The sequence below is a fragment of the Mycobacterium sp. pR1184 genome, assembly GCF_041287235.1.
In the GTDB taxonomy this organism is placed as follows: Bacteria; Actinomycetota; Actinomycetes; order Mycobacteriales; family Mycobacteriaceae; genus Mycobacterium.
Genome location: NZ_JBGGKR010000012.1, coordinates 171,459 through 193,199, shown reverse-complemented (window position 1 = coordinate 193,199; position 21,741 = coordinate 171,459). Strand labels below are relative to the sequence as shown.

Below are 21,741 nucleotides of genomic sequence, written 5' to 3'. Positions count from 1 at the left end.
TTGCTCGTAAGTCACCCCGAGCGCGTAGCGAACCCGACTTCGCCACGTCCGAGCCGACCGGCGCGTCTGATCTTCGACCCCGGGCGACATCAGCGGCAATCACAGAGTGCGGTGCGTGCCCAGGTCGTCACCAACCACGCCACAGGACGACCGGCGCCGCTAATTCCGCCCGGCACGTTCCGCTACCGCGCGGTGCGAATCGAGGGTGTGATCGGTTGCGGCGGAACGGGATTCGCGTTGCCGGCCGATCCATTCCAGCAGTTTCTGCAAACCATCGTCGAGCGTCCATTTCGGGCGCCAATCCAGCGCTTCTTTCGCGGGCTCGACGTCGCAGCTCGCGGCACGCACATCGCCGTCGCGGAATTTCGATACGACGACCGGTTCGGGGGCACCGCAAACGGCGCTAATCGTTTGTGCCAGCTCATGAATCGTCGTCGGGGTACCTGATCCGATGTCCAGGCAGCGTTGCTCGGGCGCGGGTTGCTGCACTGCCGCGAACAACGCGTCGACAACGTCGTCAATGTATACGAAGTCGCGCACAATCCGACCGTCTTCGTAGACCTCCAGCGAATGACCTTCGCGGGCCAATCGCGCGAACAACGCGACTATTCCGGTGTACGAATTGGTCAACGACTGGCCCGGCCCATAAACGTTCTGTAACCGCAGCACACTGACATTCGTGTCGTGTGCGGCGGCCCAGGCCGCCAATGTGTGCTCCTGGGCGAGCTTGGTCGCCGCGTAGACATTGGTGGGTCGAGGCTCGGTTCGGCCCGCGCAGCTGGGCAGCGGCACCGCGGGCTCACCCGTCGGGCTTTGCGGATCCCAGTTGCCCGCCACCAGTTGCGCGTGGCTGCGCGGGCGCGGATAGAAGATGTGTCCGCCGCTCTGCCAAGCGCCCTCGCCGTAGACGGCCCTGGACGACGCCAGCACAAGCTGATCGGGCACGAATCCCGCCCGGCTCAAGCCGTCGAGAAGTTGGGTGGTGCCCACTACGTTGACCGAACCATGGCGCGTCGCCTCGGAGAGCGACTGCGCTGTTCCCGTCTCGGCAGCCAAGTGGACGATCTGCGAAGGACAGAACAACCGGAGCACGGCATCCCAGTCGGGGGCGTGGGTGACGTCGCCGGTGAACAACCGCACCGATGCCGGCACGTCGATCGGCTGCCCCGGGGCATGCACCTGTGGGTGCAATACGTCCATCACCGCGACCTCGTAACCGGCCTCGACGAGACGGCGCGACAGCGCAGACCCGATAAATCCAGCTCCACCAGTGATAAGCACGGATTGTGACAAGAGCCGAGGTCTCCCGTTCGTCAATGGGTCTGGTCGATCATATCGAGGAGCATCCTCCGGCTAGTGGCATTCGCGATTTAGGTCCGCAGCGACCACGCGGCCGGCAGCGGAGGTGGCGCCGGTTCGATGTCATCGGACTGGTCATCGCGGATCGTGAACCGCTTCGTAATGCTTGCAGGACAAGCTTTTTCGTCGACCTGGCAAACCGCTAGGCCCAGGTGCCCCGGCGCCCGTGTGCCATCGCGACAAGCTCCATCATCGGTATTGCGATCGACGGGCGCAGGAACCGGTAGAGGGGTTTCTTGGAAAGAGCGCGGAAATCCTCGAAGGCCGCGCACAACTCGTCGCTGGCGCGATACGACTCGAAAATGCGATCGAGTGCGGCGGTGTCCAGCGGCTCGTCGTGCGCGGCCTCGCAGAGCGTGTTGTAGACGGTGGACATCCAGTCCGCGCCGAGCCCTTTCACGTGTCCGGAGTGTCGCTGGCGCCGCAGATCATCGGTGAGAAACTCCTCGATTGCGTCCTCTTGCTGCGTGTTCAGGTCGATGTCGAGCGTGGTGGCTCCGCTTTACTTCCCGGCGCCAGTTGTCCAGAAAGGCGGAGTAGTCGACGAACACGCGCGGCAGGCCGCGCGTGTAGCGCTCCGCCAGAAGGCTGTATTTCAACCACAGGGCCCCCGAGAGCTCTCGCGAGACTTGCCAGGTCGCCGCGACAGACGAGATGACCTCCATCGGGTGTCGGACCGCGATCACGACCCCCACCTGGAAACCGGACCGTCGTGCGGCCTCGAACCACAGCGGGGACAGCGTGGTTATCCGGGGTTCCTTGATCACCAGTAACGGCGCGACGGGCAGCTTGGTCAGATAGGCCTCGATCTTGCCGATGCAGGCGGCCCTCTCCTTGGCGTCGAGCGTCTCGCTGTCCATCGACCACAGTGACGGGTCGAACCAGGCGGTGTGGTGGCGATGAAAAATGGTCTCGTTGATGGCGATGGCCTTGCGCGGTTCCCAATAGCCGCGCGGGTTGCCTGCGTCGGCGCCCAACATCCCGGCGGGCAACACACCACCGGAGAGGGAAAGAACACGGGTCAGCGCCGACGTCCCGGACCGTTGCGGCCCTAATACGAAAAGGACGACCCCGCGATGCGCGTTCGTGGCCTTGCGCGCGCCCTTGACCCCGCCGTCCGTCGCGGTCACGAACACGACTCCAAGCCTGCTACGCAAGCCGTCCCACCCTGGTCGATCCGCCCAGCGGGATAGCGGCGCGGCGCCCCAACCCCGTGTATTGAGTCGTAACATCGACTTTCGATCATTACCGAAACTAATTTACGCGACTGCAGGGAAATCGCCACTTGAGCGGCGGTCGTGTCACTGGCGGTTCGCACGGGAAAGCCTTTCGTTCGGCCCCCTACCTCGCGGTTCGTTGGCTGGTAACCGGGTGTTCACCATCGAGGGTTGCCCGATTTTACCGCCGCATCCGAAGTTACGCGCGGAAACCAGACTCAGCCAGCAACTGCGCCCTGCTCGCTGAACGGCGCCCCGAACTCGGTGATCGGCCGGAAACCGCGCTTGCGGGCCTTGCCGACACCCGCCCGCAGCAAGTTGCCCAGCGTGGCCACGCCAGAGTGATCCAGCACCAGGAAGGGCGACAGTAGCCGGTTGTGCACGAATGCGAATGCCAGCCCCGACGCCGGGTCAGCCCACCCGAACGATCCGCCCATTCCGACATGTCCGAAGCCCGGCACCACATTGCCGAACGGCACGGTGTGATAGCCGAGGTGGAATGACAAGGGCACCATGATGTTTCGGTCCCGCTTCAGGCTGCGCCGCCCAGTCAGCCCGGCGACGATCTCCGGCGACAAGAAGCGGGTGCCGTCGATCTCACCGTTGTTGGCAATAGCGCCGTACATCCGCGCCAACCCGCGAGCCGTAGCCACCCCGTTGGCCGCCGGCATCTCGGCGTCCAGCAACGGAATATCGCCCTGCACGGCAGCCATGACGCCACGGAAGTACAGCGAGCGGAATCCGCCCGAGAACTCGGTGGCGACCTTGCGCGCCACGTAGCCGATGACGGGGTTGCCAATGACGTTCTGCGGCATGATGATCTCCGCGACCCTGGTCGGCGCGCCGGCCGGTGGCCGCCCCAGGTGCAAGCCGTCGGTGCCCAGTGGCTCGGCCAGTTCCTCGCGGATCAGCGTGCGCATGCCCTTGCCGGTGACGGCGCGGGCCAGGCCGGACATCAGCCAGCCGAAGGTCAGGGCGTGGTAGGCAGGTTTGCCCAGCAACCGTCCGGGCGGCGCCGCGGCCAGCCGCTCTTCCATGACCAGGTGATCCAGCAGGTCGTCCTGGGTGGCGCCACGCAAGCCCGACAGACCGCCGCGGTGTCTCATCACCTCGCGGACGGTGAGCGTGGACTTTCCGTTGGCAGCGAACTCACGCCAGTACTCGGCGACGGGCGCTTCGTAGTCGATCAGTCCCCGATCGGCGAGCCGGTGGATGACCGTCGCGGCCATCCCCTTGGTCGCCGAGAAAACCATCGGAGCCCGGTCGGCGGTCCAGGGCACCTTGCCCGCCCGGTCCGACCAGCCCGTCCACACGTCCACAACCGGTTGGCCGTCGAGGTAGACCGCCAGCGCTCCACCGCCGAAGCGGCGACCGGGGAACAGGCTCGAAAAGCCGCGTACAACGCAGGAAAAGTTTGGGTCCACCGCACCGAACACACGATGACCTGCGTCAAGGCCATCGCGGGAGGGGTTCGTGCGGCGATCGACCCCGTTGTCTACCGTCACGATTTTGAATTTACTTCGGATCGGCCCGACTGAGGCGCAAACACGGATTAATTTACCTTTCCGTTAGCGCGACGCCGCGTCTAGTATTTGCTGGGCCGCCAGCGCGGGGGTAAGCTCGCCGGCTTTGACCTGCCGCTCCAGCTCGGCACGCATCTTGCGCACCGCCGGGTTGGACAGCACCCGGTCCAGGACCGTGTCGCGGACCATCTGCCAGGTCCAGTCGACTTGCTGCTCGCGCCGGCGGGCTTCGAACTCCCCGGCCTCGGTGAGCACCTGGCGGTGACGCTCGACGGTGTCCCACATCTCGGCCAGCCCACTCCCCTCCACCGCGCTCATCGTGAGAACCGGTGGCCGCCATAGGGTTTCGCGCGGATAGATCAGCCTGATCGCCGACGACAGCTCCCGGGCGGCCTTGCGCGCCTCCGGCAGGTGCTCGCCGTCGGCCTTGTTGACCACGACGATGTCGGCCAGTTCCAGCACGCCCTTTTTGATGCCTTGCAGCTGGTCGCCGGTGCGGGCCAGGGTCAGCAGAACGAAGGTGTCGACCATGTTGGCCACGGCCACCTCGGACTGGCCCACGCCGACGGTTTCGATCAGGATCACGTCGAAACCCGCCGCCTCCAGCAGGACGACAGTCTCCCGAGTCGCCTTTGCTACACCACCCAAAGTCCCCGATGTCGGCGATGGCCGGATGTAGGCGTCGGGGTGCGCCGCCAACCGCGACATCCGGGTCTTGTCGCCGAGGATCGAGCCGCCGGTCCGCGTCGAGGAGGGATCGACCGCCAGGACCGCGACCTTGTGGCCGCGTTCGATCAGGTGCATGCCCAGCGCCTCGATGGTGGTGGACTTTCCGACCCCGGGCACCCCGGTGATACCCACTCGATGGGCATTCCCGGAGTCGGGCAGCAATTCCAACAGCAACTGCTGGGCCCGCTCGCGATGGTCCGCCCGGGTGGATTCCAGCATCGTGATGGCTCGTGGCAGCGCCGCACGATCGCCGCTGCGAATAGCCTGGGCCAGTTTGTCGACGGTCTCGTTGCTCTTGGATGTCATCGAGCCCGCCAGCAAAAGGTGCGATACGACGATTTGCCCGCCTCTGAGCGACAATTCGCCCGCAAGAGGCCAGGGCACTTAGTCTGTCGGCCGGGTTGTCGCTCAGAGGCGGGCAAAGTCAGTGTCTTCCCGCGTGGAGACCAATGGGGTTGATGTGGCCACTGCGATGCGCCCTAGCCGAGGTCGTAGCCCAACCGCTCGGCGAGCTTGTGCAGCAAGCCGATTGCGGCGTCGGCGATCACCGTGCCGGGCGGGAAGATGGCCGCCGCGCCCGCCTGGTAAAGCTCGTCGAAGTCGCCGGGCGGGATCACGCCACCGACCACGATCATGATGTCGGGCCGGCCTGCTTGGGCGAGCGCGTCGCGCAGCGCGGGAACCAGGGTCAGGTGTCCGGCGGCCAGCGAGGACACTCCGACCACGTGTACGTCGTTGTCGGCGGCCTGGCGGGCCACTTCCTCCGGTGTCGAGAACAACGATCCGACGTCCACGTCGAAGCCGATGTCGGCGAATGCCGTCGCGATCACCTTCTGTCCGCGATCGTGGCCGTCCTGGCCCATCTTGGCCACCAGGATCCGGGGCCGGCGGCCGTCGGCCTCGGCGAACTTCTCGACTAGTTCGGTGGCGATTGCCATGTTCGGAGCCTTTCCGGCTTCGTCGCGGTAGACGCCGGCGATCGTACGGATCTCCGCCTGGTGGCGGCCGTACACCTTCTCCAGCGCGTCCGAGATCTCCCCGACCGTGGCCTTGGCCCGCGCGGCGTTGATCGCCAGCGCCAGCAGGTTGTTGCCCAGGCCGTCTTCACCGGCACGGCCGTGAGCGGCGGCGGCCCGGGACAAATCGGCCAGCGCGGCCTCGACGGCCTGCGAATCCCGGTTCGCCCGTAGGTCTTTCAACTTCGCCAGCTGTTCGGCGCGCACCCGACTGTTTTCGACCTTGAGGACCTCGACCTCCTGGTCCTCCTCGACCTGATACTTGTTGATGCCCACCACGGGCTGGATGCCCGAGTCGATCCGGGCCTGGGTGCGTGCGGCGGCCTCCTCGATGCGCAGCTTGGGAATGCCGTCGTCGATGGCCTGGGCCATACCGCCGTGCTCGGCGACCTCGGCGATGTGGGCCCGCGCGCGCTGCGCGAGCTGATGGGTCAGCCACTCGACGTAATAAGAGCCGCCCCATGGGTCGATCGGCCGCGTGGTGCCAGACTCCTGCTGCAGCAGTAGCTGGGTGTTACGAGCGATCCGCGCGGAGAAGTCGGTGGGCAACGCCAGCGCCTCGTCGAGGGCGTTGGTGTGCAGCGACTGGGTGTGGCCCTGGGTCGCGGCCATCGCCTCGATACAGGTCCGGGCGACATTGTTGAACGCGTCCTGCGCGGTCAGCGACCAGCCCGAGGTCTGCGAGTGTGTGCGCAGTGAAAGCGATTTCGCGCTCTTGGGGTTGAACTGGCTGACCAGTTCGCTCCACAGCAACCGGCCCGCGCGCAGTTTGGCGACCTCCATGAAGAAGTTCATCCCGATGCCCCAGAAGAAGGACAGCCGCGGCGCGAACTTGTCGATGTCCAGGTCGGCGTCCAGCCCGGCCTTGATGTAGTCCACACCGTCGGCCAGCGTGTAGGCCAGCTCCAAATCCGCTGTGGCACCGGCTTCTTGGATGTGGTAGCCGGAGATGGAGATGGAGTTGAACTTCGGCATCTTGGCGCTGGTGTATCCGAAGATGTCGGAGATGATGCGCATCGACGGCTTGGGCGGATAGATGTAGGTGTTGCGCACCATGAACTCTTTGAGGATGTCGTTCTGGATGGTGCCGGCCAGCTTCTCCGGCGGCACCCCCTGCTCCTCTGCGGCCACCACGTACAGCGCCAGGATCGGCAGCACGGCACCGTTCATGGTCATCGACACCGACACCGACGACAGGTCGATGCCGTCGAACAGCTGTCGCATGTCCAGGATGGAATCGATTGCTACACCGGCCATTCCGACGTCACCCTGAACACGGGGATGATCGGAGTCGTATCCGCGGTGGGTGGCCAGGTCGAACGCCACCGACAGGCCCTTCTGGCCGGCGGCCAGGTTGCGGCGGTAGAACGCGTTGGACTCCGCGGCGGTGGAGAAGCCGGCGTATTGGCGGATTGTCCACGGCTGGTTGACATACATCGTCGGGTAGGGACCGCGCACGAACGGCGGTTCACCGGGGAAGCTGTTCAGCGGATAGCCGTCGGCCTCGACGGCCGCACGGTCGGCCCCGATGTAAACCGGTTTGACCGCGATGTCTTCCGGCGTATGCCACACCAACTGATCCGGCGTATACAAGTGCGCCGCGGCGGCCGCGGCGACATGCTCGTCCACGGCCGCTTCGGTGGGCCGCTCCCCCTCGCGGTCGCCGCGCAGCGGGATGTCGGCGAAGCTGCCGATCACAGGAGTCGACGTCGTCATCGTGTCACGCCCCCAACCGAGTGAGCAGATCCGAAAGGGCTTCGATCGCATTGATTTTGGCCGTCAGGTATTCGTCGGGCCGGTGCTCGGGATCGGTATCGGCGACCGCCTTTTCCGCTCCGGCCAAGTAGATCCGCGACACTCCGGCGTTGCGTGCCGCGTCGACGATCGCGGCCGCCTCGGTCGCGTAGCGCTTGTCGGTGCCGCAGATCACCGCCGCGGCAGGCGATCCCGCATCGGACGCGGCCGCGGCGACCCCATCTGCGTCGAGGGTTCCCGGGTTGACCGCCTCGATGCCGCCCGCCGCCAGCAGGTTCGCCGCGAACGTGGTGCGGATGTTGTGCTCGGCCAGCGGGCCCAGCGGAAGCAGCAACGCCTTGGGCCGGGCATTGGTGCGGGCCAGGAAGGCATCCGAGCGGTCGCGCAGCGCCTCGAATCCCGCGGCGTAGCGCTGCAAGTTTCCGACGTCGGGTTGACCGATCGAATCACTTTGCGGCAGTGCAGGTTCGGACAGGTTCGGGAATTCGTTGACGCCGGTGACCGCGGTGCGGCGATGCGCGATGTCGTCGGCGCGCTCTGCGGCGATGTCGGCGATCTGATCGGCGATGTAGTCACGAGCGTCGACGAATCCGCCGCGGCCCTCGATGGCCTGGAAGTGTTCCCAGGCGCCCTCGGCGATGCGCTGCGTGAGGTCTTCGACGAACCACGACCCACCGGCGGGGTCCAGCACCCGGCCGACGTGCGACTCCTCCAGCAGCAGCAGCTGGGTGTTGCGCGCGATGCGCCGCGCGAAGCTTCGCGCCGTACCGGGAAAACCGCCCGGGATCGCGATGTCGAACGGGAACACGAGCACGGTGTCGACGCCGCCGACACCGGCGCCGAACGCGGCCAGCGTGCAGCGCAGCATGTTCACCCAGGGATCGCGCTGGGTCATCATCGGCAGCGACGTCTCCGCGTGCACGATCGCCCGGCCGGCATCCGGCTCCCCCACGACCTCGGCGACTCGCGCCCACAGTTGGCGCACGGCACGCATTTTGGCGATCGTCATGAACTGGTCGTCGTCGGCGGCGAACCGGAAGCTGATCTGGCCCAGCGCCCGGCGGACCGGCATCCCCGACTCCGTCAACACCCGCAGATAGGCCACCGCGGCGGCGACACTGGCCGCCAGCTCCCACGTCGCGTTGGCGCCGAGGTTATGGAACGCGGGCCCGTCGACGGTGATCGCCCGCACGCCGTGATCGACGGTCACCCGGGAAGCGACCGCGACGACGTCGTCGATCGTCGGCGCGGGGCGCCCACTGTGCGCCGCGGTCAGCGGGTCGGCACCCAGGTCCACCGAGAGGGTGGCGCGTTGGTCGGATTCGACCTCGTCCACCAGGGCCAGCATCGCGTCGGCTGCCGCCGCATAGTCCGCGCCGGCCTCGAGGATGATCGGCGCCATACTCAGGTAGACACCCGCGAGCAGCCCTTCGAGCTCCTGGGGAGCCACGCCGCCCGCCCCGACTCGCAACAGCAGCGCGCTGACCCCTTCACCGAGCGCGCCCAGCACGGCCGCGTTGGTTTCGGCGGCGGTGGCATCGGCGGACGGGAATGCCTCGACGACCTTCCAGCCGGACTTGACGTCACGGAGGGGGTCCGCGCCGCGCAGGTAGGGCCACTGGCCGGGCAGCGACGGCTCGGGCAGCTCGTCGAAGACGGTATAGAGCGGACGAACGGCGAATCCGTCGTAGGTCGGGGTGTCCAGCAGCTGCTCGGGTTCTTCCCCCAACTCGGCGGGTTCCTTGCGGGTGCTCTTGGCGAGCACACCGGCAACCGCGGTGCGCCACCGCTCGCGAACCTGTTCCAGGTCGGCGAGCTCGGGTACATCAATGGACACCGACTGCTCCTGTTTTCGCAGCTATTGGCAACGTTGCTTGAAGTTGCGGAGGACACGCGACTCGCTAATCAGGCTAATTGATTGGCCCCGCCGTCAAAAAACCGTGCGGTGGAATCGGTCGGCCCAAGTCGCCGGCGAAACACCAAGCCGGGGATACAAGTTATTCATATCCGGCCCGTAACGTTGAGTGGCGTGACGGGCCCCGCCACCGCCAAAACCACCAGTACGCTGCGCAGTCTCAGGCGCGCGCTGGCGTTGAGCGCACGCCAGCTGTCCCGGCCGCGCGCCATCGCGGCAGTGGTCGGTATCACAGCTGCGGTGGCCGTGGCGTTATGGATTCCGCTGCCCGGCGCGGTCCAGTTGCGCGATTGGGCCCAATCGCTGGGCCCGTGGTTCCCGCTGGCATTTCTGCTCGCGCACATCGTCGTCACGGTGGTGCCGGTGCCCCGCACGGCGTTCACCCTGGCCGCGGGTCTGCTGTTCGGGCCGGCCCTGGGCGTGGTGATCGCGGTGGTCGCCAGCACGGCGAGCGCGGTACTGGCGCTGGTGTTGGTGCGCGCCGCGGGATGGCGGCTGTCCCGGTTGGTCCGTCACCGGGCGATCCACCGGGCCGACGAGCGCCTGCGCGAGCGGGGCTGGGTGTCGGTCGTGTCGCTGCGGTTGATTCCGGTGCTGCCGTTTTCCGTCGTGAACTATGCCGCCGCCGCGTCCGCCGTCGGCATCCTGCCCTACACGCTGGCCACGCTGGCCGGCCTGCTGCCCGGAACCGCCGCGGTCGTGTTTCTGGGCGACGCGCTGGCCGGTCACCCCAGCCCGCTGCTGTTCGCAGTGTCGTTGGTCACCAGTGCGTTGGGGCTGACGGGGCTGGTCCTCGAGATACGTCATTACCGCCGGCACCACCGCCGCGCGCCGCATCCCGAGGAGCCCGCCTCCGAACCGGCCATTTTCAGCTAACTTCGCCGTTTTCTTGAGCGCGCTGCCGCTTGCCTGAAAGATCTGTTCAATGGAGCGGGTCTACGCGCAGCAGCTGGCGAGTTTCGCCGTGCAGCCGTCGCGAGCCGGTCTGCTCGTGCTCTTGCTCGGCGCGCTGGCGTCGGTGGCCGTCGCGGTGTTGTCCTTCCTGCTCGACCGGATCAAGCTGTATCGCGTGCCGGCCGGCAGCGTCCTCGCCTCACCGGTGCTGCGCTACCCGCCAATACCACGGCCGCGGCCGCACGCCTCGTGGGTGACGATCGGCGCGGCGCTCGCCGCCGTTGTGTGCATTACGGCCATCTGGCTGGCGCCCAAGAATTACGAGCACACCCTGGAACCGTCGGCGCCCGAGCTGACACCCATCGCCTTGCCCGCGTCCGCTGCCGCGGGACCGGGGGCAGGCATCTACGTCGAATACACCGACGGCTCCGGTGGAATGGGTTGCACCGCTGGGTTTTTGGTGCACACCAGCAGTGGGCAGGCCGGTGTTCTCACCGCGGGGCACTGCAATCGGTCCCGGCAACCGAGCAAGGTGGTGATGAACCTCGCCGGGATCCTCCCCTACGCGAAGCTGGGCACGTTCGTCCAGACCGTCAACGAGGGTGTCCACAACGAGCAGCACGACATCGGCCTGATCGTGCTCGACGGCGACAATGTCCCGCAGAGTCCGGCCATCGCCGCCGCGCTGCCGATCACGGGTGTCACCACCGACCTGTCGATCGGAGAGCAGCTGTGCAAGTACGGCATGAGCAGTGGCGAGGCCGAATGCGGCGCGATCCTCGACATCACCGAGAGCAAGGTCTCGTTCGCGGCGGGCGGCCAATGCGGTGATTCCGGCGGCCCCGTCTACCTCATCCGAAACGACGGCACCGCCACCGCGGTCGGCATCGACATTCGGGGCAGCAATCCCGCCAATCCCGTGGCCGGGTGCCTGGCCCCGGCCAAGTTCTCGGTTGCCGAACTGGTGCAGCCGTGGCTGGACCAATGGCATCTGACCGCCATGACCGCACCACCATCCGGACCGCGCTGAGCGGCCTCGAGACGACTCGGGAGCGACATGACGTCCGACGACAGCCACGCCGGCGCACCCGGTCGGCGCTTTTCCACGGCCGCGCTCGTCGCCGCCGGCTTGGCAGGTCTGATCGTCGGCGCGATCGCCGCCTTCGCGATCACCGGGCTGGTGTTCACGATCCGCGTCCAGCTGCCCCCGCCGCCGTATCCACCGCCGTTCTCGCAGACCTCCGGCTACCCCGCGCCCACGAGCGTGCCGCCGATGCCCCCGCGTCCCCCTGGCCCTCCGGAGGCCATTACGCCCCACGCGTTGCCGGCGCCGGTATCACCGTAGACCTAAGCAGCGGCCGCGGGAGAGCTTCAGCGGCGCAAGCACATTGGTACTCGGCAGTCGACTAGTTCTGATCCGGTCCCCGCACTGTCATCGCAGCGACCAGGGCCAGAAACACCGCGGCCGGCAGACCGTTGACGACCTTGTCGCGCACTCGCACGTGCGCGGCCACCGCCAGGGCGAAGTACAGCGTCAGCATCGCCGTCGTCAGCCTCGCCAGCGCGGGGAAACGGGTGACCGACAGCAAGCCGACGGCAGCCGCGGACTTCACCACCGGCAGCACGGGCCTGACGTTCTCCGGAAGTCCGACGTCATCTAGGACTTTCCTGATCGGGGCGATCTGGACACCGCACAACACCGCGTCGACGGCGTGAAAGGCACCCAGCGCCGTATACGTCTTCGGAGAAGTCAAAACGCTCATCCGGCAATCCTATTGGGTCAACTCGGGTGGCTGACCGTCGATGGGCTGGCGGGCTATCGCCTCGGCCTTGGCGACCGCCTGGGCGATCTTGGGGTCGGTCTCGGTGGAGAACCAATCGGCCACGTCGGCATCGTCCGCGGCGGCGGCGTGCTGGGGCACGTCCTCGACCGGCGACGGCTCGAACCGGAACACCCCGTCCTCGCCGGGCGTGCCCAGCAGTTTGGTGAAACCCTGCAGCGCCGCGCTGAAGTCGCTGGGCACCACCCACACCTTGTTGGCGCTGCCCTGCGCCATTTTCGGCAGCGTCTGCAGGTACTGGTAGGCCAGCATCTCCGGGGTGGGCCGGCCGGCCTTGATCGCCGCGAACGTCTTCTCGATCGCCTTGGCCTGGCCTTGCGCCTGCAGGTAAGCCGCGGCCCGCTCACCCTGAGCGCGCAGCATCCGGGATTGCCGGTCTGCCTCCGCGGCCAGGATCGCGGCCTGCTTGGCGCCCTCGGCGGCCAGGATCTGCGCCTGCTTGGCACCTTCGGCCTGCTTGATCGCCGCCTCCCGGGTGCCTTCGGCGGTCAAGATCATCGCCCGCTTCTCGCGGTCGGCCTTCATCTGCTTCTCCATCGAGGCCTGGATCGACGGCGGCGGGTCGATGCTGCGCAGCTCGACTCGCGCGACGCGCAGGCCCCACCGGCCCGTCGCCTCGTCGAGCACACCGCGCAGCTGCCCGTTGATCTGGTCGCGCGAGGTCAGGGTCTGCTCCAGCGTCATGCCGCCGACGACGTTGCGCAGCGTGGTCGTGGTGAGCTGCTCGACGCCGACGATGTAGTTGCTGATCTCGTAGACGGCCGCCTGCGGAACGGTGACCTGGAAATAGACCACGGTGTCGATGTTGAGCGTCAGGTTGTCCTCGGTGATCACGGGCTGCGGCGGGAACGACACCACTCGCTCGCGCAGATCGACCCGGGCCCGGACGCGATCGATGAACGGCACCAGCAGCGTCAGCTGCCCGCTGACCGTACGGCTGTACCGACCCAGACGCTCGATCACCGCGGCCTCGGCCTGCGGTATCAGCGCCACGGACTTGGCCACCACGATGATCGCAAAGACCACCAAGACGGCCAGCAACACCAAACCCGCAACCGCACCTTCCACCGGAGTTCCTTTCTCTCGCAGCGTCTTCGCAGCGTCTGTGCCGACCGATTAGTGCTTGAACACCACCGCCGTCGCACCGTCGATGTGCACGACGGTGACCGATTCGCCGGGCTCGTAGACATCGCCGTCGTTGAACGGGCGCGCCGTCCACACCTGGCCGTCGAGTTTCACCTGCCCCCCATCGCGGGCAACCCGATCGAGCACCAGCGCGCTCTTGCCCTCGAGCGCCTCGATGCCCGTCGGCAGCGACCTGGGAGTCATCCGCTGCCGCAATGCGGGCCGGACCAGCACGACGAGCAGGATTGAGACGACCAGGAACACCGCGCCGTCGGCCAGGATCGGCCAATCCGTGAACCACGCCGTGACCGAGGCGGCCAGCGCACCGCCGCCCAGCATCAACAGGAACATATCGCCCGTCAGCGCCTCGGCACCGGCAAGAGCCAGCGCGAAGATTAGCCAGCTCAGCGCGATCGCCATGCCGTCAGAATACGCGTGATCCGCCTTTGCCGGACCGAACAACTACACTGCGAGATCATGTGGTGTCCAAGTGTTTCACTGTCCGTGTGGGCTAATGCCTGGCTCGCCGGCAAGGCTGCGCCCGATGACGTATTGGACGCGTTATCCCTTTGGGCACCAAAGCAATCCGTTACCGCGTATGATGCGATCGCGGCCGGTCACACCGGACTGCCCTGGCCCGACATCCACGACGCCGGGACCGTGTCGTTGTTGCAGACGCTGCGCGCCGCGGTTGGCCGGCTGACGCTGCCGGGGACCACCGGTGCGCCGGGATCGCTGCACGGACGGATCAACGTGGTGTTGCCGATTCCCGGCGACGTGCGCGGCCTGGCCCCGGGGACGCAGTTCGAGCGCGACGCCATGGCCGCCGGTGAGGCGGTGATCATCGCCCACCCCGACGATCCGACGGCGGCGGTTGGCCTGGTCCCCGAGTTCTCCTACGCCGATCTCGACGATGAGGAGCCGGATTCACCGGAGTTGTGTGCGCTGGCCTGGACGGTGTACTCGCTGCCCGGCGCGCCGGTGTTCGACCACCACGAGCTGGGCGATGCCGAATACTCGCTGCGGTCGGCGGTGCGGTCAGCCGCCGACGCGCTCGGCGCGATGGGGTTGGGATCGACCAGCGACATCGACGATCCCCGTGGGCTCGTCGAGCAGCTACTGGAATCCACACGGCAACACCGGATTCCCGACCACGCCCCGTCACGTGCATTGCGGGTGCTGGAGAACGCCGCACACGTCGACGCGATCATCACGGTCAGCTCCGGGCTGAGCCGGACGTCCGATGCCGCTGCACCGGATCGCTTCGCGGCCCGCGTGGCCTCCGGACTGGAGCCGGTGGGCACCCAATCGTCGTCGGAGGCGCGGATCGCGGGCGACGCACTGCGACCGCTCAACGCCGTGGTGCGTTCGGCGCGGATGGCCGCGGTGAACGCGATCATGCAGTCGGCCTGGGCCGACTAACCGCCTTCTCGCGCAACGCAATGCGGCGGGCGGCATGCCGCTCCGTTGATGCTGCCCAGGCAGCCTGCCACCGGATCCGGACCGCTCACCCGCTCGGGGGCACGGCCGTACCGCAGTTCGTCGATCAGGTCGGCGGCGAGCTGCGCGAAACGCGGGTGGGCGTTGGGCGTCGAGGCCCGCACCAGCGCCACACCGGCCGCCTCGGCCTGACCCGCCAGCTCGTGATCGAGATCCCACACCACCTCGATGTGGTCGGCCACGAAACCGATCGGGCAGATGATGAACGACTGGGTGCCCGCCGCGGCCAGCGCCGTGAGATGGTCTGCGACATCGGGTTCCAGCCATGGCACCTGCGGCGGACCCGAGCGCGACTGCCAGGCCAGGTCGTACTCGGCGTACCCCGCGGCCGCCGCGACAAGGCTTGCGGCGTAAGCGACTTGGCGGCTGTACAGTCGCGGGCCGAGGCGCTCGTCGGCGGCCACCGGAATCGAGTGTGCGGTGAACACCAGACGCGCGCCGGCCTGTTGCTCGGCAGTCAGGGCGCCTGACGCGGCACCGATGGTATCGGCGAAGATCTGCACGAACCGCGGGTGATCGAAGTAAGGCCGCAGCTTGACCAACTCGGGCGCATCGGGGCCCGCGGCCTCCCGGGCCCGGGCGATGTCCTCGCTGTACTGCGAGCAGCTGGAATACCCGCTCCACGCCGACGTGGTGAACACCACGGCGCGGCGAACACCGTTGTCGCGCATGGTCTTAACCGTGTCTTCGACGTACGGCTCCCAGTTGCGGTTGCCGAAGTACACCGGCAGCTGAAGACCCCGCTGGGCCAGTTCGTATTCCAGCTGCATGACCAGCGCGCGGTTGATGGCGTTGATCGGTGACACGCCACCGAAATGCAGATAGTGCTCGGCGACGTCGTCGAGCCGTTCCGGCGGCACGTCGCGGCCCCGGGTGACGTTTTCCAGGAACGGCCGGACCTGCTCGGGGCCCTCTGGTCCGCCGAATGAAAGCAGCAGGACAGCGTCAAATTCCACGGAAATCCATTGCCGCCTAGAGCAATTGGGTGCTGGCGCCGCCGTCGGCGTAAATGACGGTGCCGGTGGTCGCAGGCAACCAGTCCGAAAGCAGCGCGCATACCGTCTTGGCGACCGGCGTCGGGTCCTTCATGTTCCAGCCGATCGGAGCGCGCTGGTCCCAGCCCTCCTCAAGCAGCTGCATCTGGGCGCCGGCCTCCTCGCCGAGAGCACCCCCGACGATCGCGCTCATCGCGAGCGTCCGGATCGGCCCGGCGGCAACCAGATTCGAGCGGACGCCGGACTTACCGGCCTCGCGAGCCACGAACCGGTTGACCGACTCGAGTGCGCTCTTGGCGACCGTCATCCAGTTGTACGCCGGCATCGCGCGGGTTGGGTCGAAGTCCATACCGACGATGGAGCCGCCCGAATTCATAATCGGCAGAACCGCTTTCGCCAGCGACGCGTAAGAGTAGGCCGAGATGTGGATGCCCTTGGACACGTCTTCGTATGGTGCGTCGAAGAACGGGTTGATGCCCATTCCCGTCTGCGGCATGAAGCCGATGGAGTGCACCACACCGTCGAGCTGGTTGCCTTCACCGATCTCGGCGGTCACCCGCTCGGCCAGGGTGTCCAGATGTTTTTCGTTCTGCACGTCGAGTTCGATCAGCGGCGCCTTCTCGGGCAGCCGATCGGCGATGCGCTGGATCAACCGCAACCGGTCGAACCCGGTGAGCACCAACTGCGCGCCGGCCTCCTGCGCCACCTTGGCGATGTGAAAGGCGATCGACGAGTCGGTGATGATCCCCGTGACGAGGATCCGCTTGCCTTCTAGTAGTCCTGACATCTCTTCTCTCGTCCGTCCTTCTGTACTCAGTGGCCCATGCCCATGCCGCCGTCAACCGGGATCACCGCACCGGCGATGTAGCTCGCATCCTCAGACGCCAGGAAGCTCACCGCCCCGGCGACCTCCTCGGCGGTGCCGACCCGCTTGGCCGGGATGAATTCCAGGGCGCCCTCCTGGATTCGCTCGTCGAGCGCGCGGGTCATCTCGGTGTCGATATAGCCGGGGGCCACCACGTTCGCGGTGACACCGGCCTTGGACAGCTCCCGGGAGATGGAGCGGGCCATGCCGATCAGACCGGCCTTGGCGGCAGCGTAGTTGGCCTGGTTGCCGATGCCCCAACTGCCCGACACCGAACCGATGAAGATGATGCGGCCGAATCGCTTGCGCTGCATGCTGCGCGACGCGCGCTGCGCCACCCGGAACGCCCCGGTGAGGTTGGCGTTGATGACCTCCTCGAACCGCTCCTCGGTCATCCGGATGAGGAATGCATCCTTGGAGATGCCGGCGTTGGATACCAGCACCTCGACCGGACCCTGGTGCTCCTCGACCTCTTTGAAGGCGCGGTCGACAGCTTCGTTGTCGGTGACATCGCACACGACGCCGAACAACCCCTCGGGTGCCCCGGAGCCGCGGTGTGTGACGGCCACCTTGTGGCCGTCGGCGGCCAGTCGCCGGGCAATTGCCAGACCGATCCCCCGGTTTCCGCCGGTCACCAAGACCGACCGGGATACGAATGGGGGTTTGCCGCCGGCGGTGGCGGACTCGGTGGCTACGTCAGTCACTCGGCCAACCTATCGTCTCGGTGTGGCAGAGCTCCAATCTGCCCCTTTTTGCAGCGCGACCGTAACGCCACCTCCCACTCGTGCCGCGAGCGTAAGCACACTGCGAAAAGCCGTGCTGAAATTAGCAATGTGCTTACGCTCGCGGCGGCGGGACCCCTCGGCGGGCACGGGCTTCCTTCGCGCGGCGGATGATGTCGTCCGGATGGTCCTCAGCGACGACTCGGACCACCAGCCATCCGTAACGTCGCTCAACCATTTCTATCCGGCGAATGTCCTTCACATACTGGCGCCGGTTCAACCGGTGCTGGTCACCGTCGTATTCAACGGCCACCTTGATGTCGTCCCAACCCAGGTCCAAATAAGCCTCCACCCAGCCCCATTCATTGCGGACTGCGATCTGCGTCTGCACCGGGGGAAATCCCGCACGGACCAACAGCAGGCGTAACCACGTTTCTTTCGGCGACTGCGAACCGGAATCGACCAGGGCGAGCGCTGCTCGCGCGGACTTCAATCCGCGGCGACCCCGGTAGCGATCGAGCAATGCGTCGACGTCTGGCATCTTGAGGTCAGCCGCCTGGGCGAGCGCGTCGATTGCAGCGACCGCAGCTCCCTGCGGGAGTCGACGTGCCAGATCAAGCGCGGTTCGAGCCGGAGTAGTGACGCGCATACCACCGATGACCTCGATCTCGTCGTCCTCAATCAGCTCCTCCCACACCTGCACTCCTGCGGTCGGATAGCGGTTCACATCGATGATTGCCGCGGGTAACGATGGATCAATCCACCTGGCGCCGTGTAGAGCTGACGCGGAATAGCCAGCGAGCACGCCGCGTCCTCGCGAACGCAACCAGCATGCTTTCGCCCGCATCACCGCTGTCAGCTCGGCACCCCGGAGCACATAGACGTCCTTGTGCAGTGCGACATAACGGCTACGCAGCACATAGGGCGTCAGGTTGCCCGCGGCCAGCGCGGCACTGCCCAGAAACGGGTCCGTCATGACCAGAAGTGTGCGCAGCAACACCGACAACGGTCGCGAGCGTAAGCGCATCGCGAAAATCCGCGATGAATCTCGCAGTGTGCTTACGCTCGCGGCAACAGTGGGCCGCGGCGACAGTGGGAAGCGGCGACAGCGACAGCGGCGGCAGCGGGGCTACGTCGGCAGCCGTCGGTTGATCAGCAAAGCCGCGAGCGCCGCCAGCGCCAGCACCAGCGCACCCAGTCGCAGCCAGCCCACGCTCGCGTCGCCCTTGATCGTCTCGTAGCCGATCTGCTGTTGCAGCGAGGCGTAGACCTGCTTGAGCTCCTGCAGGGTCGAGGCGTTGAACGAATTGCCGCCGGAGAGCTGGGCGACCTTCTTCAGCGTCTCGTCGTCGACCGGGACGGGCTGGCGCTGGTCGTTGATCTCGACGAAGCCGTACGGCGTGCCAAACGAGATCGTCGAGATCGGCACGCCCTGGTCCTTGGCGGTCCGCGCGGCGGTGAAGGCCCCCTTGGGGTTGTCCGGGTTCGTCGGCATCGTCTCCTTGCCGTCGGAGAACAGCACGATGCGGGCCGGGGGCGGCTTGTCGCCACCGCCGATGACCGCGCCGACCGTGGCGATGGCCTGCAGCGCGGTGAAGATCCCCTCCCCGGTGGCGGTGCGGTCGGCGAACTGCAGCTTGTCCAGCGCGACCTTGGTGGCCTCGCGGTTGGTCGTCGGCGACACCAGCACGGTCGCGGTCCCCGCGTAGGCGATCAGCCCGAGGTTGATGCCCGGGGTGAGCTCGTCGGCGAACTGCTTACCGGCCTCCTGCGCGGCGGCCATCCGGTTGGGTTCGACGTCGGTGGCACGCATCGACTGCGACACGTCGATCACCAACATCACCACCGCCCGGTTGCGCGGAATCCGCACGTCGTTCGTCGGTCCGGCCATCGCGACGGTCAATAGCACCAGCGATGCCACCAGCAGGATCGCCGGGAGGTGCCGCCACTTGGCGGGCCGTTTGGGGGCGACGCTTTCCAGCAGCTCCATGTTGGCGAACCGCAGCATGCGCCGCTGGCGGGCCAGCTGCATCAGCACATACAGCACGCCCAACCCGGCGACCACGAGCAGGAACAGGAACCACCATGCGTGAGCGAACCCGGACAGCGACATCGCGCCCAGCAACGGCAACGTCACTGGCGCCCCGCCATAGCCCCGCGCCGGCGGGACTCCACGAATCGGACGATGTCGGCGATCCAGTCGCGGTCGGTGCGCAGCGTCAAAACCGGTGCGTCGCAACCGCGTATCGTGCGGGCCACGTCGGCCCGATGCGCCGCCGCCGCCTTGGCGAAGTCGTCGCGCAGTTGCGCATCGACGGTGAATTCGCGGGTCACACCGGTCTCGGCGTCCTGCAGCACGACGTCGCCCACATCGGGCAGTTCGATATCGCGTGGGTCGAGCACCTCGATGGCCAGCACCTCGTGGCGGGCCGCGATCGCGCGCAGCGGGCGCATCCAGTTGATCGGCCCCAGGAAGTCACTGATGATCACGGCCATCCCGCGGCGGCGTTCCGGCCGGCGCAACGCGTCGATGGCAACCGCCAGGTCGCCGCGCACGCCCGTCGGCGCCTTGGGCATCGTCGCGATCGTGCGCAACAGCGTCTGCTCGTGCTGGCGCCCGGAGCGCGCCGGCACCCGAACCGTCGTCGCCCCGTTGGTGACGAGCGCACCGAGCCGATTACCGCCACCGCTGTTGAGGAACGTGATCGCGGCCGCGGCGGCCACTGCCAGGTCCCGCTTCTCGCAGACGGTGGTCCCGAAGTCGAGGCTGGCCGACATGTCGACCACCATCCAGGTTTCCAGCTCGCGATCGGCGATCATCTGCCGGACGTGCGGGTGAGTGGTGCGCGCGGTGACCGCCCAGTCCATCCGGCGCACGTCGTCGCCGGGCTGATACTCGCGCGACTCCCCCGGTTCTGAACCCGGTCCGGGGATCAGGCCGAGGTGGTCGCCGTGCAGGACACCGTCAAGCTTGCGCCGTACCGTCAGCTCGAGCGTGCGCAGCGCCGCCGACAATTTCGGGTCGTCGATCTGCCCGCGCTGAAACGACGGCGGGTGCAGAGCCGCGGGCTTGGCGGCGGGATTCGGATCGGTCACCGATTACTGGCCGCGCCCGCAGCCTGCATCACCGGCGGAACCGAATGCCCTTGCTGCGGAACGGCATTCACTTGCGGAAGGGAAACAGTCTGCAGGACCCTGTTGATGACGATCTCAGGCGAGATCTCGTCGGCCAGCGCGTCGTAGGTCAGCACCAGCCGGTGGCGCAGCACGTCGGGGATGACCTCGACGACGTCTTGCGGGATCACGTAGTCGCGGCCGCGGACCAACGCCAGCGAACGCGAGGCAGCGATGATGCCCAACGACGCGCGCGGAGATGCGCCGAACGAGATCCAGGTCTTGACGTCGTTCATGCCGAGTTGCTCGGGGTGGCGGGTGGCGGTGACCACGCGCACCACGTAGTCGACCAGCGCGTGGTGGACGAAGTTGTTGGCCGCGATGTCCTGTAGCCGCAGCAGGTCGTTGGTGTCCAGGATCTGCTTGGGCTGCGGCGGCTTGACGCCCATCCGGTAGATGATCTCGCGCTCTTCCTCGGGAGAGGGGTAGCCGACGTTGATCTTGAACAGGAAGCGGTCGCGCTGTGCCTCGGGCAGCTGGTAGACGCCCTCGTGCTCGATCGGGTTCTGCGTCGCCATCACCAGGAACGGGTTGGGCAGCGGGAATCGCTTACCACCGATGGACACCTGACGCTCGGCCATGACCTCCAGCAGCGCCGACTGCACCTTGGCGGGCGCACGGTTGATCTCGTCGGCGAGCAGGAAGTTGACCACGACCGGGCCGAGCTCGGTGTCGAATTCTTCCTTGCCCTGCCGGTAGATGCGGGTACCGATGATGTCGGTGGGCACCAGGTCGGGGGTGAACTGGATACGCGCGAACGTGCCGCCGACGACCTTCGCGAACGTTTCGACGGCCAGCGTCTTGGCGACGCCGGGCACACCTTCGAGCAGCACGTGACCCTTGGACAGCAGACCGACCAGCATCCGCTCGACGAGCTGGTCCTGGCCCACGATGATGCGCTTGACCTCGAAGATGGCCCGTTCCAGGGTGTGTACTTCGGCAGCCAATCCGTCGGCGCCACCTGACGGCGCCGCATGGGCTCCAGGGCCAGACTGCCCGCCCGGACCCGAGTAACCGCTGGCGCCCGGGGGCGGCCCACCTGCTGCTGTCATCTACATCTCTCTCTTCAGCTCAACCGACACAGCTCAATCAGACACATCTGCCACCACGA

Annotated in this window: 19 protein-coding genes and 1 pseudogene; 4 read left to right on the top strand and 16 right to left on the bottom strand. The window is 67.0% G+C overall.

The window, feature by feature from the left end; translation table 11 throughout:
- Positions 1 to 159: 159 nt before the first annotated feature.
- The 6 genes and pseudogenes from ACAG21_RS21105 to mutA form a co-directional block, all read right to left on the bottom strand.
- Complete coding sequence (locus ACAG21_RS21105) at positions 160 to 1,281, bottom strand: NAD-dependent epimerase/dehydratase family protein (protein WP_370498203.1); 1,122 nt, start codon at positions 1,279 to 1,281, stop codon at positions 160 to 162.
- Positions 1,282 to 1,501: 220 nt separating this feature from the next.
- Positions 1,502 to 2,489, bottom strand: a pseudogene (locus ACAG21_RS21100) (sulfotransferase family protein).
- 305 nt (positions 2,490 to 2,794) lie between these two features.
- On the bottom strand, positions 2,795 to 4,081 hold the full coding sequence (locus ACAG21_RS21095; protein ID WP_370498202.1) for a serine hydrolase domain-containing protein: 1,287 nt from the start codon (positions 4,079 to 4,081) through the stop codon (positions 2,795 to 2,797).
- A gap of 63 nt (positions 4,082 to 4,144) precedes the next feature.
- Positions 4,145 to 5,134 carry a methylmalonyl Co-A mutase-associated GTPase MeaB gene (gene meaB, locus ACAG21_RS21090; RefSeq protein ID WP_370498201.1) on the bottom strand — a complete coding sequence of 330 codons (990 nt, stop codon included), beginning with the start codon at positions 5,132 to 5,134 and terminating at the stop codon, positions 4,145 to 4,147.
- Between the two features lie 173 nt (positions 5,135 to 5,307).
- A complete protein-coding gene (scpA, locus tag ACAG21_RS21085) occupies positions 5,308 to 7,560 on the bottom strand; it encodes a methylmalonyl-CoA mutase (protein WP_370498200.1) in 2,253 nt (750 codons plus the stop codon).
- 4 nt (positions 7,561 to 7,564) lie between these two features.
- Positions 7,565 to 9,436, bottom strand: a complete 1,872-nt coding sequence (gene mutA / locus ACAG21_RS21080; protein WP_370498199.1) for a methylmalonyl-CoA mutase small subunit — start codon at positions 9,434 to 9,436, stop codon at positions 7,565 to 7,567.
- 192 nt (positions 9,437 to 9,628) lie between these two features.
- On the opposite strand from mutA, the gene ACAG21_RS21075 reads away from it, so the two are divergent.
- The 3 genes from ACAG21_RS21075 to ACAG21_RS21065 are packed head-to-tail and all read left to right on the top strand — an operon-like array spanning position 9,629 to position 11,753.
- Positions 9,629 to 10,390: a TVP38/TMEM64 family protein gene (locus ACAG21_RS21075; RefSeq protein ID WP_370498198.1), complete on the top strand. Its 762-nt coding sequence runs from the start codon at positions 9,629 to 9,631 to the stop codon at positions 10,388 to 10,390.
- A gap of 49 nt (positions 10,391 to 10,439) precedes the next feature.
- Positions 10,440 to 11,438, top strand: a complete 999-nt coding sequence (locus ACAG21_RS21070; protein WP_370498197.1) for a S1 family peptidase — start codon at positions 10,440 to 10,442, stop codon at positions 11,436 to 11,438.
- A 27-nt stretch (positions 11,439 to 11,465) separates the two neighbouring features.
- Positions 11,466 to 11,753, top strand: a complete 288-nt coding sequence (locus ACAG21_RS21065; RefSeq protein ID WP_370498196.1) for a hypothetical protein — start codon at positions 11,466 to 11,468, stop codon at positions 11,751 to 11,753.
- Positions 11,754 to 11,814: 61 nt separating this feature from the next.
- On the opposite strand, the gene ACAG21_RS21060 is transcribed toward ACAG21_RS21065, so the two are convergent.
- Genes ACAG21_RS21060 through ACAG21_RS21050 form a run of 3 tightly spaced genes read right to left on the bottom strand, consistent with a single transcriptional unit; the run spans position 11,815 to position 13,794 of the window.
- The gene (locus ACAG21_RS21060) at positions 11,815 to 12,171 is read right to left on the bottom strand and encodes a DoxX family protein (RefSeq protein ID WP_370498195.1); all 357 of its coding nucleotides are present in this window, start codon (positions 12,169 to 12,171) and stop codon (positions 11,815 to 11,817) included.
- Between the two features lie 9 nt (positions 12,172 to 12,180).
- Positions 12,181 to 13,317 carry an SPFH domain-containing protein gene (locus ACAG21_RS21055; RefSeq protein ID WP_370498193.1) on the bottom strand — a complete coding sequence of 379 codons (1,137 nt, stop codon included), beginning with the start codon at positions 13,315 to 13,317 and terminating at the stop codon, positions 12,181 to 12,183.
- 48 nt (positions 13,318 to 13,365) lie between these two features.
- Entirely contained in the window at positions 13,366 to 13,794 is a 429-nt protein-coding gene (locus ACAG21_RS21050) for an NfeD family protein (protein ID WP_370498192.1), read from the bottom strand.
- 57 nt (positions 13,795 to 13,851) lie between these two features.
- Between ACAG21_RS21050 and ACAG21_RS21045 the strand changes: the two genes are divergently transcribed.
- On the top strand, positions 13,852 to 14,796 hold the full coding sequence (locus ACAG21_RS21045) for a hypothetical protein (protein WP_370498191.1): 945 nt from the start codon (positions 13,852 to 13,854) through the stop codon (positions 14,794 to 14,796).
- Here ACAG21_RS21045 and ACAG21_RS21040 read toward each other — a convergent pair.
- From ACAG21_RS21040 to ACAG21_RS21010, 7 genes are all read right to left on the bottom strand, one after another.
- On the bottom strand, positions 14,793 to 15,830 hold the full coding sequence (locus tag ACAG21_RS21040) for a ferrochelatase (RefSeq protein WP_370498190.1): 1,038 nt from the start codon (positions 15,828 to 15,830) through the stop codon (positions 14,793 to 14,795). The two genes, ACAG21_RS21045 and ACAG21_RS21040, sit on opposite strands and share 4 nt — an antisense overlap.
- A 16-nt stretch (positions 15,831 to 15,846) precedes the next feature.
- Positions 15,847 to 16,656: an NADH-dependent enoyl-ACP reductase InhA gene (gene inhA / locus ACAG21_RS21035; RefSeq protein ID WP_370498189.1), complete on the bottom strand. Its 810-nt coding sequence runs from the start codon at positions 16,654 to 16,656 to the stop codon at positions 15,847 to 15,849.
- A 26-nt stretch (positions 16,657 to 16,682) separates the two neighbouring features.
- A complete protein-coding gene (gene fabG1, locus ACAG21_RS21030; RefSeq protein ID WP_370498188.1) occupies positions 16,683 to 17,438 on the bottom strand; it encodes a 3-oxoacyl-ACP reductase FabG1 in 756 nt (251 codons plus the stop codon).
- Between the two features lie 133 nt (positions 17,439 to 17,571).
- Positions 17,572 to 18,432: a hypothetical protein gene (locus tag ACAG21_RS21025; protein ID WP_370498187.1), complete on the bottom strand. Its 861-nt coding sequence runs from the start codon at positions 18,430 to 18,432 to the stop codon at positions 17,572 to 17,574.
- A 153-nt stretch (positions 18,433 to 18,585) separates the two neighbouring features.
- Complete coding sequence (locus ACAG21_RS21020) at positions 18,586 to 19,593, bottom strand: VWA domain-containing protein (RefSeq protein ID WP_096286869.1); 1,008 nt, start codon at positions 19,591 to 19,593, stop codon at positions 18,586 to 18,588.
- Entirely contained in the window at positions 19,590 to 20,552 is a 963-nt protein-coding gene (locus ACAG21_RS21015; RefSeq protein ID WP_096286867.1) for a DUF58 domain-containing protein, read from the bottom strand. The genes ACAG21_RS21020 and ACAG21_RS21015 overlap by 4 nt, the downstream gene beginning before the upstream one ends.
- A complete protein-coding gene (locus ACAG21_RS21010; protein WP_342928754.1) occupies positions 20,549 to 21,682 on the bottom strand; it encodes a MoxR family ATPase in 1,134 nt (377 codons plus the stop codon). Before ACAG21_RS21010 ends, ACAG21_RS21015 begins: the two co-directional genes overlap by 4 nt.
- Between the last annotated feature and the right edge of the window lie 59 nt (positions 21,683 to 21,741).